The following is a 16,479-nucleotide window of genomic DNA, read 5'->3' as shown; positions in this document are numbered from 1 at the left end:
AGGGCTAGTAAAAACGATGGGGGATGTCCTTGAGTAGCTCCTTAATTTCGGAGTGCGTCAGCTCATAAGCGCAATGGACACTCGGGATGTCGGCCGGGTTTAGCGGGTCAAACAGCCAAGCGGTGTCGTCGCCAGGGCGATGGAACGATTCAGCAGACTCATCCCAAACACCGGTCACAACTGACCATTCGGTTTTTCCCTTGGCCGCAATTCGATAGCGCTCGCCATTTTCCAGTGTCTCGGGATTGAATGGCGCAAACGGAGCGGGTAGGGACTCGGGATTGGGTGAGGCTTCAGAGCTTCCACACCGCCCCGTGTTGGTGATCGAAACCGGAGCGATCACGGCTACGTTGCCAGCGTACCCACCGGCACGGGTAATTACGAGCGCTTCCCAAGGCTTGCGATTGGGACTCAGGATTCGCGCATCGGAGGGGGTGAGGCAGATCTCGACGGTTTGATCAACCTCGAACATTCTCGCGGCTTCAAACAGCAGCCCCGCGTTGACATAAATCGAATGGGTGGCGGGGCGACTGGCCAACAGCACGATATCGTTGACCAGTCCGGGGGAGAAGCCGTCACCCTCTCGGTAGACAGCGCCAATCTCTTGCCCAGAATCACCTTCAATCGAGCTAACCCGCGAAAGGCTATGCGCATCGTCGCTCGCATTCATCCCAACGATGGGGGTGATCAGCGCAAGGCTGGGTTCATCAGGGTCGATTGCGACGGCCACAGCAGCACCGCCATACAGGGACTCTGCCGAAAGGTGAACGGGCAAATCGTTATCGGCAGCAACAGTGTCAAACGATCCATCGACAAATCCATAGTCATCAAACATGGGTGGCTCTCACTCGATAGGGTTAGGGTCTGGGATGTCCCGGGTGCAACCCCCGCCAAGGGGTGTAGATAAAACCTAACTCGTAACCATCGGAATGTCAAGGCTAGGCTTCAGAATCGACTTCGGACTCACTGATTCTGATCGGGAAAATACAACGCGGCCTCCAAACTCGATACTCGCGATCCAAGACGGCATGGGTGATCGATGTGGGATCGGGCCCGGGAGCGACCTTTTGGAGTACAGCGGCAACGCGCTTAAACTCTTCGGTCGTTGACGGCAAAAAACGGTAGGGATAGGGCATAAAATGTGCAGCTCTCGCCAAGGGGTACAGGTAAAATCTAACTCGTAACCATCGGAATGTCAAGGTTAGGCAGCAATTAACTGACGGAAGGCGTGTAACTCAAAACCGGCACGGATCAAATGCTTGCAAATGGGTTGCATTGCCCCGCGCTCGGATTGAGTCACCCAATCAGCGCAATCACAGACCGCGCGACCGCGTTCGATTCGAGCGGCGTGGTGACGGTATTGATTGCCGTCGCGGGTTTCGAGGTAGGCCACGCCCTTGTGCAGCCGGGTGAGCCGGACGTTCCGGGCCCCAGATTCACGAACAGCGCGGAAATCACGGGCGAAATCCCGCTTGCTCACGAACCGACCGCCACGCCCCTTGACCACAACCAACACGACATTGGCCCATTCCTCAACTCGGATGACTTGAACGGCGTTGATTTGCAGAATGCGAGCGGCGGCGGCTTTGGTGAACATGGCGGGCTGTCTGAACTCGATGCATCTAATCTAGCTTGTAATCATCGGAATGTCAAGGGGGTGATTGAAATATTTTTGGGCATGAAAAAACCGACCGGGGGCGGTCGGTTTGGGAGCGGTCATCTCAGGGATTGACGCAACCGCTTCAGCATCTTCCGTTTCTGTTTGGCGCGGGCTGGATTGCCACGTCCTTTTCGGTTTCGCCCCCGGTTGCGGGGTGATTCGTGGGATTTGAGGTGCATGGGTGGGGGCGGGCCGTTGCCGGGCCGATGAGGTTAGCTGGCTTCGATGAAGTTAATAAAGCTGAGGCGGATTGCGGTGTCAGCGTTGGGTAGTTTGTGGGACATCAGTCATTCCTAGGAAATCAACACGGGCCTCATCAACATTTTTAAATGCGCTCATGGGCTGCCAATAGATCTCGATGTCACGTCCGCCAATAAACAACTCAGTGCCCATGACGTTTTCCCATCTACCCTCCGTCCAAGCAGCCAGCCAAGCGTTCTTGATGCAACCCCCAACACAATCCCACTCAATAACCCAGCAGAAGCAGTATTCACCGGGCTTGATGATCGAGAACGGCCGCCAGTCCATTTTGCTGGGAGCGGATTTTGCAGGCTTGGACTCACCCAGTTTCGCCAGCAGCATGTCAGTTAGTTCGATGGCGCGAGTGACGCACTCTTCGTTAGTCCAAAGCTTTCCGCCGTTTGCACACAAAACACCATCTTGGATCAGGACGGACGCGAGCAATTTAGTGGCGATGGCCATACGGTCGTTCATCTTGGGTGACTCCAAACTCGATAGGGGTGGACGGGATGGCCCGTTGCCGGGCCGATGGGGGCTAGCTCAAGGCAGTGCAGACGGTGTTGGGGCAAAGACGGTTGCCGATTTTTTTCAGTCCGTAGTGTTCGAGTCGGACGCTAGGGGGCAAGTGCTTCAAGTCGAGCGGGACATCCCACGCCTTTTCGAGAACGTCGGTCGCAAAGAACCACCCTTTCTCGGGAACGCCAGAGAACACATCAACCAAGGCGTTGTTGTGGACTGCCATCAACCGAATGCAGCTTGCAAGCCAATGGTTCCCGTCACAAAAATCCTCAACGACCTCAGCTTTGACAGCGAGGTATCGGGGCATCTTCTCGGAAGGGAACGCAGCCGACCGCCCATCAAACCCAAGCATTCGGCCATTCTCGAATCGCAGACCCAAGAATTGGAGAAGCAATCGCAGGACATGGTACTCATGACCCTTGGGCAGTGCCTCGCGACGGAAGATTTCATCCGAGTACGGAATAGGCAGGCTCAAATGGTGCGCGTCGATGATGTCGTTGAGGATGGCCTTGCCATAGCCGTAGTCAAAGCAGCCCGCCATGCCGACCCGCTTCACGACCCACTCAAAGCGCTTGATCATCTCCTCGGGGGTGTCGAGTTGTTCCCACGGGCTGTTGCGATTGGATAGGAAGTTCCTGGGAGCGGCGAACGTATTGCCGCTTTGGTACTGGCCAGTTTTGCGGATGGATGGCAGGACTTCGGAGAACACCCAATGCTGGAATGCTTTAGCTTCTGGCTTGCGACTGGTGAAGACCAGGGCGTACAGTCCGGGTTCGTTGACGATGTTGGTTTTCTGAGTGCGCCCGATGGGGTCGGTAATACCGAGGTCATCTTTCATCCAATCCTCAAGTCGAGCAATCGCGTCGTGCGGATTGGTGATGCCCAACACCGCACACACATCATTAGCCACGAACCATGGCTCATCAGGAGTGCCAACAACCCGAACCTCTTGACCCTCAAACGCTTTAGCCAGCAGAATATTGGACATGGTTTCAGCCCCTCCTATGGGCGATAACCGCGCCGCTTGGGAGTAGTCGCTCCTGAGCGGCTTTGTTCTTTCATGGTAACTGATTAGCGCTTAGGTGTCAACGGAACCTCGCGATAAATTTTCAACTCACCCGATGCTAGTGCCGTAAAAAACTTACCCCAAGCGGGCTTGCCGCCATAGACAAAACCCAGACCCATAACGATGCGGCCGGCTTGGGTGGCAGCATCTTGGCCGACTCGAAACGTAACATTGGTATGACCTAGGGCGGGGCGCGGCATAACTCGACTCACTCAGGATAAACACTATGCATTTACTCTATCACCCACCACGGCAGATGCCAACCACCCCATCGCCACGGCCGCCAGCCGTTGCATGAGGTGGTTACAGGCATCGAATCGCCCAAAGGTAGATGGGGCAATACTTTCGGGGATCGCCAAAATCCTGTTACATGCAACACGACGAAATTGGCTCCCATCTCGGAAATTTCCAAAATTTTAGGCAGGTGTCGCTGAAAGCATTGCCCTGTACACATTCCAGCCCCTACCCTTCCATGGGGGCGTGGGCAGGTCTAAAAATTTTAGGCAGATGGGTAGGCATAAACGAACACCCGAGTCAGTACCCGTATAAATACGGGTATGGGATTAGACCGGCCGACCTGCTCAAAATTTTGGCATCTGCCCACGACTTGCGAAAACCGTAGAGTCTGAAAGCCTCACCCAGCAAGGGATAGAGACTCCATCTGCCTAAAATTCCAAAAAAATCCCTTTATACACATTTCCCTGTTTTAGTGGTTACAGATATATATAGGGGCACTGAAAGGTATGTGGGGTAAGGGTTTCAGAGCGTATCCAATGGCTGTTAATGGGTGGCGATGGGTGGCTATGAGAGCCTAGAATCCTTACGGGATGGTGGATACACCCTTGTTTGCCCCTGAGAATTTGTCCTTGGGTGGCATGGTTGGGGGTGATGATGTCGGTAGTGCCGCATCACCCCACCCCATCCCCATGACCCGATACCGCACCTACCCCTATCGAGTGGGCTGGCCAAGGCTTGAGTAGAGCTGCTAGACCCACCCAATAGGGGTGTATCCACCATCCCGTAAGGATTCTAGGCTCTCATAGCCACCCATCGCCACCCATTAACAGCCATTGGATACGCTCTGAAACCCTTACCCCACATACCTTTCAGTGCCCTTATATATATCTGTAACCACTAAAAGAAGGAAATGTGTATAAAGGGATTTTTTTGGAATTTTAGGCAGGTGTCTCTGTATTCCTTATTGGGTGGGCATTTCAGTCCCTACCCTTTCTAAGAATCTGGAATAGGGCTTGAAATTTTAGGCAGATAAGCAAAACCTTTCAGGATTATCAGGTTGTCTTATCTGCCTAAAATTTTGGCATCTGCCTATGACCCCATGGAAGGGTAGGGGCTGAAACGTATACAGAGCAATGCTTTCAGCGACACCTGCCTAAAATTTTGGAAATTTCGCTGATGAGCAAAATCGCCCTTTAAGTGGTTACAGGGTTTTGAACAGAACTCAAAAGGCTTGTGGGGTAAGGATTCCAGGGCGTATCCAATGGTTGTTAGCGGGTGTCAGTGGGTGGTTGCCAATCCCTGAAACCCTTACGGGATGGTGGATACGCACCTGTTGAGGGGGTCTGGTGAACCCCGGTTAACCCACCTCATCCCGACCCAGTGGGCAAGATTGGGAGCATCCCCACCCATCCCGACCATGGCCCAACCCACCTTCGTCACCGTTGACCCATCCGCCACCGTTCAGGAGTTGATCGACCGCTTTCAATCCGAGACAGGGCGTACTCTGTTCCCCGGGCAATACGAGCGGCTGCTGATCAACCTGATTGGCTACCAAGCCCTGTTACTCAAGACCGCGATCCAGGACACAGGGGAGCAAAACCTTGTCGAGTTCGCGAGAGGGGTCAATCTGGAGAACCTAGGGCGGTTGTTGGGGGTTGAACGTCTACCGGCTCAATCGGCACGCACAACCCTGCTGTTGACCCTGGAATCGACCGCTCCCGTACCGGTCTCGATTCCCGCTGGTCTGAGGGTAGCGGCCACAGATGGGCCGGTCTTCATCACGACAGCGGCTAGGGTCATCCCCATGGGTGGCTCTACCGCCATCATCCCGTCCGTTGCTGTCGAGCCGGGCCCCGCTGCTAACGGGTACGCACCCGGCACGGTGATCGAGGTGATCGATCCGTTGCCATCGGGGTTGGGGTACTCGATCACCAATCAGACCGCCACGGACGGGGGCGCTGAGATTGAGGATGACGAAAACCTGAGAGAGCGGATCATCCTAGCCCCTGAGAGCTTCAGCAATGCCGGGTCGGTGGGGGCGTATGAATTTTGGGCGCGGTCGGCTTCGCAGGATGTGATCGACGCAGCCGTGCGGGGGGTGAGTCTGTCTGAGACACCCCTACCAGGGGAGCCAACCCCGGGTGAGGTCTGGATTTACCCCTTGAGCCGATCGGGACTCCCATCGGAAGAGGTCAAGGCACTGGTGGCCGCGTCGGTGTCTGCGGAACGGGTGAGGCCCTTGACCGATTGGGTGCAAATCAAAAATCCCGAACGGATACCGTTCGGGATTGAGGTGGCTATTGTGCTGGCGACCGGGGCGGATGCACCCACGGTGCAAGGCGGTGTCGAGTCGGCGCTGACGGCCTTGGCTGCTGAATGGCGGTCACGGTTGGGCCAGCGAGTGACGGCGAGTCAAATTATCTGTGCTGCTCAGGACGTGCCGGGTGTGGTCAGCGTCGGACTGGTTTCGCCTGAGTCTGACTTGGTGTTGGATCGGTGGGAATGGGCCGATTGCACGGGGGTGGTGGTGGGAGTGGGTTAGTCCGGGTTGAAGCGGTTGGCGCGTGATCGGTTGGGTTAGTGCAGGTACACCGCCCCGCCACCTGATGCCAGCTCGAACGCTTTTTGCCAGTCAGCGTAACGCTTTCGGAACCACAGATTGTCGTGGGTGTTGGCTTTGGCTTCAAAGTCAGCAAAGTCTTTGGCGAGCTTTTGACAGTAGCCCGTCCCGATCACGCCAGCGCTGGAAAAGTCAATCAACTCGGAAAATGGCCCATCTCCAGACTTGACCCATTCAGACGGACTACCCAACCCTTCAGCCCAGTCCTGTAGGCGACGGGCCATTTGTTGAGGGGTGGTCACCACCCGCCCATCACGAATTGCGGACAGCTCACCAATGAGTTGATCGAGGAATTCCTTGGGCGGGGCATACCCAGCAAGGCGGGCCAGTTCGTCTAACCAGTCGCCATAGCCATGCCCACTCCCGGCGCAAAAGCAATGGCAGTCTTCAAAGCGGTAGTAGCCGTCATTAATCCCTCCTGCCAGATCGGGCGGCCCGTCGCTGACAAAAAGCTGTGTTACGCCGTCCGGCAGTTCGTCGTTGTCGTTGTAGCCTTCAACTCGAACAATCCGGCTGTATGCGGTCACGTATAGTCCCATGGTTGCTGCTCCTGCTTGAGCGGGTCTCGATAGGTGTGGACAGAATCGGACGGGTCAAGCTCTCGCCATCACCCCTTGCAACCATTCCAGCCACTCAAGGGCGGATCGAATGTTGCGGAATTGGGGGCGGGGGCTTTCGAGTAGTTCGATGTCAACACGGTTGGCGTGGTAGCCAGCGCTTTCGTTCCAGTGCGTCACTTTCAGGATTTCGCTCTCCCCGTCTTCCAGCATTCCAACATACGTGGTTTCGTGTTGACTGGAATCCAAATCCCAACTTAGACGGGGGAACATCTCTTGCAATCGGGCAAAAACTTGATCGGGTGTCATGAGTGGTTCTCGGTCGGTAGGTTGGCAATCCCGTCTCGCAGCCAGTCGATTAATGGTTCAAAGGAGCCAAAGCATTTCGCGTCCTCGTAGCCATCCTTTGAGTACCAAGCAGACCAGTGATCGTCATCTAGTTTGCTGATGTAGATTTCATCGCTGCCAGCCGCCAAGGTGAATCCCTTAGAACCAGCCCCGACAATCTCCCAACCGGGAAAGTAGTCTTGGGCAACTAAGGCGGCCGCCTCCATCGCTGTTTTGTGTTTTGTGATCGTGATCGGGCGGCTGGGGTCATGCATGGGTGGGTCTCGACTTGGGTGGCTTAATCGGGGCCTTGCGGCCCCGGCGACGTTTACTCGAACTCTAGCTCACTCAGGCGAGCCTCAAGCTCCGGGGTTGGCTCCGGCTCTCGCCAGTCGTGCTCAGGTTCGGGCGTGACCCGTTCCCGTGCTTCAGTCCAGAGCTGTTCCCAGTTCGGTTCGGTATAGCCAAAATCCAGCGCTTGCAGGTCAGTCATCTTGGGTTTGAGCGGTGCGCTCTCTGAACTCGATGAATCTAATATATCCTGTATGCCTCGGAATGTCAACAGATAAAATGATTAAATCTGATTATATAAATCTGGAATTGATGAATCAAAATATTATCGATTGAGCCATTGACATTCCGATGTATGCGGGATATATTGAATATATCGAGTTCAGAGCGCACCGCTCAAAACAAATGACTGAATCACAAATCGAAGCAGCCAACGACACCCGCAACATTGCCAACCTCCGCGAAATCGCCCCAGTTGGCTCTCAGTGGAAGAACAGGGCGACGGGTGAGACAGTGACAGTAACGCGGGTGTATACGTGCTACGACAACCAGGAAATCCAGATCGAAGGTCGAAAGACCGGGTACGAACCCCGCACGTTCTTTAACGAACACCGCCGCGCATAATCCGATCGGGGCCGAAAGGCCCCAGTCCATCCAATCCTGTCCATGCCCCTTGTCCCGTCCAATCTGGGCGGGACTTGCTTTGTTCAACCCCTTGTCCCGCAAGCGTTTCAGCTAATTTCAAAAAATATCTGGTTGAAGGGGTTGACATTCCGATGCATACAGGATATATTAGATTCATCGAGTTCGAGAGACACCCATGAACGACCGCCAAACCGCGATTTCTGCTCACCTGCGTTCTGCCATCGAAAGCAGCGCCGCGCCCAAACTGGCAGATGACGAAATTTCCACGCTTCAGGAGTTTCTGCATAAGCTCGAAGCCGCTGGCGACATTCAAGGGCTGACCCAGATCATCATGCAAGCGACGGGAGCGATTCAGCGGATCAACAGCCGCTAAGGTTCACGCGGGGCGGGCGATCCGCCCCCTTTCCAGATTTTTCGCCCCGGCTGTAGCCGGTTAAATCCAACCATGACCGCACAATTTTGGAATCCGTTTGACCCCAATGACCCGGACACTTGGCCCGCTGACGAGCAGGAAGTGCTGTGCCTTGAGGACGGCGAGATTAGCGCTTCCACCGTCTGGGCTGCCTTTTGGCAGGACGGAGATTTCTACAGCTACGACGGCGGTGAGCTGGCCTCGCTGCTCGAAGATTTGGATTTAGAAGTCACCCATTGGGCGGCAATCCCGCCCCTGCTCTAACTCACCCGTCCGGGCCGCCCCGGACTCACCCATCCCGGCCGCGGCCGGTTGAATCTATGACCCGTCCGACCATCGACCGAACGACCAAGACCGCCCCGTTGAACGCACTGAGAAAACAGATTCCGCCCGGATCTGTCTGGGCGCACCCAGATGGTGACAGCTTGCTTAAAGTGAAATCTGTGACGCGACTAGGCGTAGAGGTTGAAGGGCTTGCCCGCCCGGTTCCCACGGATTTCTTTTTGTCAAACTTTAAGCCGAGGCAAGACCCAGAAGAGATGCTGCCCGGAGAGTTGGCGCTTTCCTGCTGTGCCTTTAATCCTCGGCAGAAGGAAAGCGTTGATCTCTGTCGAAAATCCTGGCAGTTGTGCCAATCCGCCCATGGATAAGACTGCCCTGACTGACGCGACCGGCTGGTGCTGGGAATCAATCAATGGCTTTTGGGTGGCTCACATCGGCTCCATCCCCATCGCCACGGTCATGGCCACCGACACTCATGCCGGTGGCATCATCCGCGCCAAGGGCATCGAAACCAAGTCCGGCACGATCACCGACGTACTCGATTGGCTCGAACGCCGATCACCCGATGCCACTCGGATGATGTCGCGATAGTCCCAACCCCACCCTCCCAACCGCTCTAAACAGGGCGGTTTTATTTTGCCCGAAAACCCGTGAAACCCTTAAGCGCCAAGGGGTACAGCCCACCCACGCCCAGTCATTCCACCTGTGTAGTCCCGATCAAAAACCGATCAAGTTTTGACTATTTTCCCCTTGACAGTTTGACTATGGGTGTGTTTATACTCTAAATAAGAAAGCGCCCCGATCCGTACCCGAAAGAATCGAATGGGGCGATTGAGTACCAATCTATCGAGTTAGGACACTATAATGCCCGCAAAATCCACCGCCCCCAATCGCACCGCGACCGCCCCGAGTGGTTCCGTGTTGTCCCAAGACTGGCAAAATCTGACCACTCCCCTCGCTGTCGCCGTTGACATCGGCAATTCCAGCACCATCGGAGCCGCTAACGGCACTCACCTGCTGATTCCGAGTGCGTTGGTTGGGGCCAACTCCCGCACGGCTATCCCGACCGATCAAGGTTCTGCCCTGCTGCATTACGAAGCTGGCGACTCCGTTGAATCCGTCGGTTGCCACTGGCTAGTCGGCAATGTGGCCGTCGCCACCGCTCCTACGTCCCACGCCAAAGTGGTAGACCGCCCAGACGGAAAGCTGACCTACGCGCTGCCTTTGGTTCTTGCCCAACTGGGTTTGCTGTTCCCTGACGCATCCGAAATCAGCCCCGCCGTCTTGGTCGTGGCCTTGCCCGATGCGAAAGTGCTAGCGCCCCGGATGCAATCGGTCTTGACCGGCACTCACTTGGTTCGAGTCAATGGCCGTCGGGTCACGATCACCCTGAATCGGGTTGATGTCATCGAAGAAGGTCGCGGCGCGTTGCTTCATGCCGTAAACGCTGGAGCGATTGACGCGGCCACCGTGCGCGGCGCAACCGTGACGGTTTTGGACTTGGGTGGCGGAACCACTCTGGGCAATGCCGTGGTGCGCGGCCAATTCGTTGCCGAATCCCGAATCGTGATCAATCAAGGGGTCTATGCCCTGTGGGGGGCTATCGCTGCCGATGAAGCGCCTGGAATGATGCGAGACCGGCTAATGAACTTTGGAGACCCGACCGCCGTAGCCCGTTCGTTCGAGCGCGGGATGGTTGGCGGCGGGATTCAGTACCTCTCGACCGGGATTGACCTCATGGCTTCGTACCATCGCCACCTTGGACAGTGGGCTAACAACACGATCACCCCGACCCTGAACGCCCTGAAGCAATGGCGTGATGAATCTGATGTGATTTTGGTGACCGGTGGTGGCGCAATGCTGCCGGGGTTGATTGAGTTGCTGCAATCCCAACCCATATTGGGGGGCAAGATTCGGCTCTGTCCTCAGCCTCGGATCGCCAATGCCTTGGGCATGGCCGCGTTCGGTCAATCCCAGATCGGAGGTTAGGCCATGTACCCCGATGTTGCAGGCACTGCCTACCTGGAAACGGCCCGCCATCGGGCCGAAATCCCCAAAAACCTTGTGCCGGTTCTGGCTGCAATCGCGGTCTACCACCGAATCGATCCAACGGAGAAGGGATGGGAGACGCGGACTGTGGAAGTATTGCTACAAGCTCTTTACTACCAAGGCATTACCCCTGCTCAACTGGCCGGGCTGGTCAAGGGGCAGAGCCTGCCGTCCCAACCTCGCCAACCCGCGTCTGCTCCCGTCTTGTCTTTGATGTGATCGTCATGAACCTCAAGCAACTTCTCGAATCTGCTGAAATTCCTCACGTTTTCGATGGCAATGTAGCCGTCTGCGGTAAAGCCAAAATTGTCGGAGTCGGTTGCGTCAAGGCATCTAGCCTCAAATGGTGTCGCGAAATCTTGGTCAAGGCTGTTGACAATGAGAATCCTGAAAGAGTCGTGGTGTCTGTCGATGGCGGAGTGGATTACCCGAAGGGTGAAGGATTCACCATTAGTCCTGCCTTGACCCGCCCAGATGACATCAGCTTTGTTGAAAAACTTTGCCTTGCGGTTGGTCGCGTTTCACAGATTGCCGATTGGCCCGTGATCGACCCGCTGCCCTCCTTTGCCGAGTTGATGGAGCGGCTTGGGTACGAGATCCGGTACGGTAGCGCCCATGTCTCAAGCTCTATCAGCATCTTGGGTGACGAGCGCCCTCGATACGTCGTCGTTTCCCTGTCCATTCCTAAAGGGACAGTTGAGCGCACTATCTCGACTCGCGACCCAGACTTTACCAACGTCGTCAAGTCCCAAGTTAAATTCTTGAAATCCATTGAAGCCAGGGTGAAAGCCTCATGCTCCGATCCCTCCTAAACCGGGGCCGCCCTTTCGATCCCGGTCGCGACTCCGAATCAGTCCTGACGGTTGACGTTGCGGCCGTCACCGTCACCCCCCAACCGTCCCGACTGACTCGGATCGTCCGCAGAGCATGGGAAGTGTTGATCGACACCCTGGACTGCATTGCCCGCTATCCCTATCCCCCTATCGAGATTTGAGCCATGTACACCCAAGACCGAACCGCCCCTGTTCTGCCTGACATCCAACGCCCGACCCATGCTCCGATCACCGTGACGGTTGAAGTTCCGAACCAATCGCCCGCGCCCCGTCCCGTTCATGCCCCGGTATCCAATTGGCAACGGGCCATGATCATGGTGGCAATCGTTTCCACGGTTGGGATGATCGCCGTTCCCGTAGGGGTCACGATTGGGCGAAATATGGCCAGCGCTGAAATTAATCAAGCCAATGGGGCTAAGGTTGCGGCCGAAAAAGCGCTTGATGCCAACCGCGCTCAGATCGAAAATTTTTGCAAGAGCGTGAAGTAGTTCCGATCCACCCGTTCATCCCCTATCGAGTTCAGACCATGTACACCCAACACCCCACGCCTCAAAACGTCACCTACAAAACGGTGATGGCCCCAAGCACCGAAGCGTTGCCCCGTCGCCTGACGATCCAAGACGCGCCTAGCTTGCTCGATTCCCTTCTGCCAAAATCCAAGACTGACCTCGCCAGTCGCGTCTTGATCACCTTGGCATCAGGCCATATCTCAGGCTTGCTGCTACGACTCTTGCCCGTCAGTCCTGTGGCTATTGCCTTGACCCTGACGGTGATCGTTGTTGCCACCTTGTCCCTGTGGTGCGTGGCCAAGTACGCCCCGCAATCAAACGCGGTCGTTGCGGCAATCGTGGCCATCTACGGAGTCGGGTTTGTCCTGACTTGGGTGGCTTAGATGAGCCTCACTCCCCACGGACGCATCCCGGCCCTGGCCTCCCTCGCGGTCGGGTCGGCCCTTCTCGCCTCTGGCGTGGCCGCGTCCCATCCCGCCATTCGTTTGTCTTGCGCGGCCGGCTCCCTTGGGGCTGGTCTCGCTGCCCATGTTTCAGACCGCAAGCGCCGTGAATGGTCTCGCGTGGCCAGCACGATCACCGCCGCTCGATCTGAAACCTTGGCCGCTCAACTGGCTTACGGCTCACCCAAGACCGAATCCCCTCAATTCACTCCGATTGCCCTCCCTTCGTCGCAACCCGGACTGGCTGGCGAGATCGAGCGGTTCTATGCCGCGCGGGGCATCCCAGTTGGGACTTCCGAAATGCCACCGGCTCCGGCCTTTCGTCGGGTCGGGCTGGTGTTGGGGCACGACAAATCGGGCAAACCCATCGACCCCAACCAAATCATGACGGACGCGCTCTTGACCGGGCTGCAATTGGCGCTCGGGTTAGACCGGCAACCGTCCGTCACGATTTCATCGCTCGGGCTGGTGATGGAAATTCCCAGACCCGACCGGGAAGTTTTCCGCTATGCCGAAATGGCGTTCACCCGTCCCGATGGAGTTAGCCCTCATTGGCTCTTTGGGGTCGGGATGGATGGGACTCCGATCACCGCACCCTTAACCGAAGTGGTCGGCTCGATCACGGCCGGTGCATCCGGGTCGGGCAAGACCAGTATCGACACATCGGCCATGGCCTACCTCTGTGAGACCTACTCGCCTGATGAGGTTGAAATCTGGCTGGCTGATTTCCAGGGCGGCGCATCGTTTGAGTTGGATATTGACCAGATCCCGCACGTCACCCGCCCGATGGTGCAAGACCCGGTGGATTTGGTGGCGGCCATCGCTGAATTTGCCGCTGAATCGGATCGCCGGTTGGCGCTGTTCAATGCCAATGGGGTCAAGTCTTGGGTGGAGTACCGTGCGAAGTTCCCCGCTGAACGGATGCCCTACTTGATCCTCTGGATTGAAGAGGCGTTCTCCTACCTGCAATCTGAGGTTGGAAAGGCACTGGCCAATGAGCTGTCGGCTCTCGCGTCTCGCGTCCGCAAGACCGGGCTGATGTTGCACTTAGTGATTCAGTCGCCATCCAAAGTTGTCTTGCCCGATGGGTTCTCTGCCCTACGCGACAATCTCCCCACCCGTCACGTTGGTCGGATGGAATCGGCCCTTGGCCGTGCCGTGATCGGTGAATCGACAATGCCCACGATGTCATTGTTGGGCAAGGGCGATTCCCTTCTGCAATGCCCTGCAATCTCCGGCGTGGTTCGTGTGCAAGGGTTGCTGGTCAGTCCTGACGACCGTGACCCGATCACCGCTCGGATCGTGACGAAGTGGGGTGAGCGCTCCAATCCCGTGACGGAATCGTTCAACCGCGCCCTGACGGTTAAGCCTGAGCCGTTGGCGACTGACCTGCTGCCAACGGAACTAGCCACCCAACCCACGATCACCTCAGCAGAGCGGGCCCGCGTTCTATCGGCATGGCGACTGATTCAGCCCGACCGCAAGCCGTCCTTGGAAAAGTTGGTGAAATCGGTTTGGGATGTATCGAAGGGTGGTGGCACATCGGGCAAAAATGCGGCCTACCCCGCCGCCTGCGATAAGGCCGTGCGAATCCTGAAGGATGCCAACCCCAAAGGATGGAACCCACCCAAGCATTGGAACCGCTGATGAATCCCCTACATTCCCATTCCCGCGCGTACAAGTCCTACATCCTGTCGTCTGATTGGTACGCCCGCCGTCGCGCCGTCCTGAAGATTTGGCGCAATCGGTGCGCCCTGTTCCCCTGGCTGAAGGCAGAAGAATGCCATCATTTAACGTACCGAAATCTCACCCGCGAAATGCCGTGGCGTGACTGCCTACCGCTCTCAAAGGCGGCCCACCGGCTGGTGCATCATCCGATCTTTTGGCAATCTCGCAAGCCTCACTCGATCCGCCGCCGTGGCTTCAACCTACTGTGGAGGGGCTGGAGTCTGGTCACTTGGGTGATAGTCCGAGTGTTGCGATGAACATACTTTGAGTCTGTTCGACTAACCGCTCTCGAAAGGGTGCGGTTTTATTTTGAATAAGCCTGTGATGATAGTTGAGATATGATATGAAAACAACGAACCCGCTGGGTACTGGAAATACCACAGCGGGTTCTGTCCACGGAATCCTGATAGAGAGGAACCCATGACTAGCTCTAATTCTAAGACCCCGCGCGCAAAAGTTGCTCCCGTCAAGATCGGAGAGCATGAGATCCAGGGGTTGATGGATCACGAAGGGAATTTTTTCGTTGCCGCATCCCAAGTTGCTGAGTTTTTTCAGTTCGCCAAGACCAATGCCACTAGAGAGGTCAAATCCTTGCTAGGCGAGGATTTCCAGTTATTCAAGCTTGTCTCGGAACTCAACCCCAAGGCTGTCAACGTCATTAACCTTGAAGCGCTCAATCTCGTTACCAAGCGCTTGGCCCGCAAAGGGAACCAAAAGGCGGTTGCGGTTGATGATGCTCTGGGACTGAACAGTTGGGCGGAACTCTTCTGTGATGCGTTCGATATTGAGACGGGCAAGGCGGAACGCTCCCGACGGATTGCCGATCGCATCAAGTCGGTTGCCTGCCGTGATGAACTGACGGATTCCATCAAGGCGTACTGCCGTCGCCACCCGGAACTGTCTGAAAACGAGCGCAAATGGATGTACAAAAACGCGACAGACCGGCTGTATGCCGTGCTGACTGGGATTCGCGCTTGCGATTTGCGACGGGTTCACGGGATGGAGCCTGGAGCCAATGTTCGCGAGTGGCTGCGTTCCACAAATCAGCGCAAAGCGGTGATGCTGGTGTCGGCAATGGAGACCAGCGCGGCCATGTTGATCGATGACGATGCCCACCCCGACAACGTGATCGAAGCCGTTGCGTCAGTCCATGCCGGACGGCTTTCGTATCTCTGCCAACCGCTAGCCGCCTAACCCCAACGAACCCGCCCAGCGCTCGAAACACTGGACGGGTTCTGACCACAAACCTATATGGAGCAGGAGTCATGGCTTCACCCAAGTTTATCACGCATCTGTTCGAAGGTGTCGGCGTTGAACAGCGGTCTACCGATGGGTACGTCAACGCGACCAAGTTGAGCAAGGCGTATTTGGCCAAGTCGGGCAAACAGCGCGAAATCAAGCAATGGCTTTTGAATAAAGACACTCAGGAGATCATCGAGCACGTTTCGGGGTTGGTTGGAATTCCAACCGACCGTCTGGTGGTCACGATCAAGACTGGCCCCAACGAACATCGAGGGACTTACTTGCACCCGCGCATCTCGGTTCGATTTGCTATGTGGCTTGACAAAGATTTCGGATTTTTCGTCGAGGAGCTTGTTCACGATTTCCTGATGGGACGCAGTGCTTACGCAGAAGCACGGGCCCATGGCAAGATTTCGCGCGCGATTGAGACCCGCGCAATGCAGCAAGCCGGGTTTGGCGAGAAGCGTCACTTCATCAACATCACCCAAGCTGTCTACCTTGGACTCTTTGGGTGCACCAAGTCCAAGCTGATGGAGATTCGCGGGCTGAACGATGAAGACAGCTTGCGAGACAGCATGACCGCTGAGGAGCTGACGATGATCGACTTGCTTGAGCACCGAGTAGCGTCACTACTCAAGGCCGAGACATTCGACTCCTACAGCGTCCTGCATCAACGCATCAAAACCATGGCCGCACAGATGCGATCCGCCCTGGCATAGAAACAACGAGCCCGCCTGGAAATACCACGGCGGGTTCTGACTTGACCGCACTGAATCCCATAAATCAATTCCGTCCCGCCCCTTGACATTCCGATGCATA

At 56.2% G+C, this 16,479-nt stretch carries 23 protein-coding genes; 15 read left to right on the top strand and 8 right to left on the bottom strand.

Features of this window, described 5'->3' with window-relative positions:
• Nucleotides 1-4: 4 nt before the first annotated feature.
• The 4 genes from H6F46_RS11995 to H6F46_RS11980 form a co-directional block, all read right to left on the bottom strand.
• Nucleotides 5-835 carry a hypothetical protein gene (locus H6F46_RS11995; protein ID WP_190354913.1) on the bottom strand — a complete coding sequence of 277 codons (831 nt, stop codon included), beginning with the start codon at nt 833-835 and terminating at the stop codon, nt 5-7.
• 366 nt (nt 836-1,201) lie between these two features.
• Nucleotides 1,202-1,597 carry a hypothetical protein gene (locus H6F46_RS11990; RefSeq protein ID WP_190354914.1) on the bottom strand — a complete coding sequence of 132 codons (396 nt, stop codon included), beginning with the start codon at nt 1,595-1,597 and terminating at the stop codon, nt 1,202-1,204.
• Nucleotides 1,598-1,918: 321 nt separating this feature from the next.
• Nucleotides 1,919-2,374 carry a hypothetical protein gene (locus H6F46_RS11985; protein WP_190354915.1) on the bottom strand — a complete coding sequence of 152 codons (456 nt, stop codon included), beginning with the start codon at nt 2,372-2,374 and terminating at the stop codon, nt 1,919-1,921.
• 61 nt (nt 2,375-2,435) lie between these two features.
• A complete protein-coding gene (locus H6F46_RS11980; RefSeq protein WP_190354916.1) occupies nt 2,436-3,407 on the bottom strand; it encodes a Bro-N domain-containing protein in 972 nt (323 codons plus the stop codon).
• A gap of 1,732 nt (nt 3,408-5,139) precedes the next feature.
• Here H6F46_RS11980 and H6F46_RS11975 point away from each other — a divergent pair.
• Nucleotides 5,140-6,264, top strand: coding sequence for a baseplate J/gp47 family protein (locus tag H6F46_RS11975; protein ID WP_190354918.1), 1,125 nt, complete (start codon nt 5,140-5,142; stop codon nt 6,262-6,264).
• A gap of 35 nt (nt 6,265-6,299) precedes the next feature.
• Here H6F46_RS11975 and H6F46_RS11970 read toward each other — a convergent pair whose 3' ends face one another.
• The 4 genes from H6F46_RS11970 to H6F46_RS11955 are packed head-to-tail and all read right to left on the bottom strand — an operon-like array spanning nt 6,300 to nt 7,719.
• Nucleotides 6,300-6,881: a hypothetical protein gene (locus tag H6F46_RS11970; protein ID WP_190355034.1), complete on the bottom strand. Its 582-nt coding sequence runs from the start codon at nt 6,879-6,881 to the stop codon at nt 6,300-6,302.
• A 54-nt stretch (nt 6,882-6,935) separates the two neighbouring features.
• On the bottom strand, nt 6,936-7,208 hold the full coding sequence (locus H6F46_RS11965; protein ID WP_190354919.1) for a hypothetical protein: 273 nt from the start codon (nt 7,206-7,208) through the stop codon (nt 6,936-6,938).
• Nucleotides 7,205-7,501 (bottom strand): hypothetical protein, encoded by a 297-nt coding sequence (locus H6F46_RS11960; protein ID WP_190354920.1) that lies wholly within the window; start codon nt 7,499-7,501, stop codon nt 7,205-7,207. The genes H6F46_RS11965 and H6F46_RS11960 overlap by 4 nt, the downstream gene beginning before the upstream one ends.
• A 53-nt stretch (nt 7,502-7,554) precedes the next feature.
• A complete protein-coding gene (locus tag H6F46_RS11955; protein WP_190354921.1) occupies nt 7,555-7,719 on the bottom strand; it encodes a hypothetical protein in 165 nt (54 codons plus the stop codon).
• A 149-nt stretch (nt 7,720-7,868) separates the two neighbouring features.
• On the opposite strand from H6F46_RS11955, the gene H6F46_RS11950 reads away from it, so the two are divergent.
• From H6F46_RS11950 to H6F46_RS11885, 14 genes are all read left to right on the top strand, one after another.
• A complete protein-coding gene (locus H6F46_RS11950; protein WP_190354922.1) occupies nt 7,869-8,141 on the top strand; it encodes a hypothetical protein in 273 nt (90 codons plus the stop codon).
• 196 nt (nt 8,142-8,337) lie between these two features.
• Nucleotides 8,338-8,535: a hypothetical protein gene (locus H6F46_RS11945; protein ID WP_190354923.1), complete on the top strand. Its 198-nt coding sequence runs from the start codon at nt 8,338-8,340 to the stop codon at nt 8,533-8,535.
• A gap of 72 nt (nt 8,536-8,607) precedes the next feature.
• The gene (locus H6F46_RS11940; protein WP_190354924.1) at nt 8,608-8,838 is read left to right on the top strand and encodes a hypothetical protein; all 231 of its coding nucleotides are present in this window, start codon (nt 8,608-8,610) and stop codon (nt 8,836-8,838) included.
• A 56-nt stretch (nt 8,839-8,894) separates the two neighbouring features.
• A complete protein-coding gene (locus H6F46_RS11935; RefSeq protein WP_190354925.1) occupies nt 8,895-9,224 on the top strand; it encodes a hypothetical protein in 330 nt (109 codons plus the stop codon).
• Nucleotides 9,217-9,447: a hypothetical protein gene (locus H6F46_RS11930; protein WP_190354926.1), complete on the top strand. Its 231-nt coding sequence runs from the start codon at nt 9,217-9,219 to the stop codon at nt 9,445-9,447. Before H6F46_RS11935 ends, H6F46_RS11930 begins: the two co-directional genes overlap by 8 nt.
• Before the next feature lie 273 nt (nt 9,448-9,720).
• Nucleotides 9,721-10,845 carry a ParM/StbA family protein gene (locus tag H6F46_RS11925; protein ID WP_190354927.1) on the top strand — a complete coding sequence of 375 codons (1,125 nt, stop codon included), beginning with the start codon at nt 9,721-9,723 and terminating at the stop codon, nt 10,843-10,845.
• 3 nt (nt 10,846-10,848) lie between these two features.
• On the top strand, nt 10,849-11,124 hold the full coding sequence (locus tag H6F46_RS11920; RefSeq protein ID WP_190354928.1) for a hypothetical protein: 276 nt from the start codon (nt 10,849-10,851) through the stop codon (nt 11,122-11,124).
• Between the two features lie 5 nt (nt 11,125-11,129).
• Nucleotides 11,130-11,717 (top strand): hypothetical protein, encoded by a 588-nt coding sequence (locus H6F46_RS11915; protein WP_190354929.1) that lies wholly within the window; start codon nt 11,130-11,132, stop codon nt 11,715-11,717.
• Nucleotides 11,699-11,899 carry a hypothetical protein gene (locus H6F46_RS11910; RefSeq protein ID WP_190354930.1) on the top strand — a complete coding sequence of 67 codons (201 nt, stop codon included), beginning with the start codon at nt 11,699-11,701 and terminating at the stop codon, nt 11,897-11,899. The genes H6F46_RS11915 and H6F46_RS11910 overlap by 19 nt, the downstream gene beginning before the upstream one ends.
• Nucleotides 11,900-11,902: 3 nt before the next feature.
• Nucleotides 11,903-12,226 carry a hypothetical protein gene (locus H6F46_RS11905; protein WP_190354931.1) on the top strand — a complete coding sequence of 108 codons (324 nt, stop codon included), beginning with the start codon at nt 11,903-11,905 and terminating at the stop codon, nt 12,224-12,226.
• A 38-nt stretch (nt 12,227-12,264) separates the two neighbouring features.
• Nucleotides 12,265-12,630: a hypothetical protein gene (locus H6F46_RS11900; protein ID WP_190354932.1), complete on the top strand. Its 366-nt coding sequence runs from the start codon at nt 12,265-12,267 to the stop codon at nt 12,628-12,630.
• Entirely contained in the window at nt 12,631-14,337 is a 1,707-nt protein-coding gene (locus H6F46_RS11895; RefSeq protein ID WP_190354933.1) for an FtsK/SpoIIIE domain-containing protein, read from the top strand.
• Between the two features lie 501 nt (nt 14,338-14,838).
• Nucleotides 14,839-15,612, top strand: coding sequence for a hypothetical protein (locus H6F46_RS11890; protein ID WP_190354934.1), 774 nt, complete (start codon nt 14,839-14,841; stop codon nt 15,610-15,612).
• A 71-nt stretch (nt 15,613-15,683) separates the two neighbouring features.
• Entirely contained in the window at nt 15,684-16,379 is a 696-nt protein-coding gene (locus tag H6F46_RS11885; protein WP_190354935.1) for a KilA-N domain-containing protein, read from the top strand.
• Nucleotides 16,380-16,479 lie beyond the last annotated feature (100 nt).

It is taken from the genome of Limnothrix sp. FACHB-1083, assembly GCF_014696485.1.
Classification (GTDB): Bacteria; Cyanobacteriota; Cyanobacteriia; order CACIAM-69d; family CACIAM-69d; genus CACIAM-69d.
The sequence above is the reverse complement of the archived record's forward strand: the minus strand, read 5'-3'. Positions and strand labels throughout refer to the sequence as shown.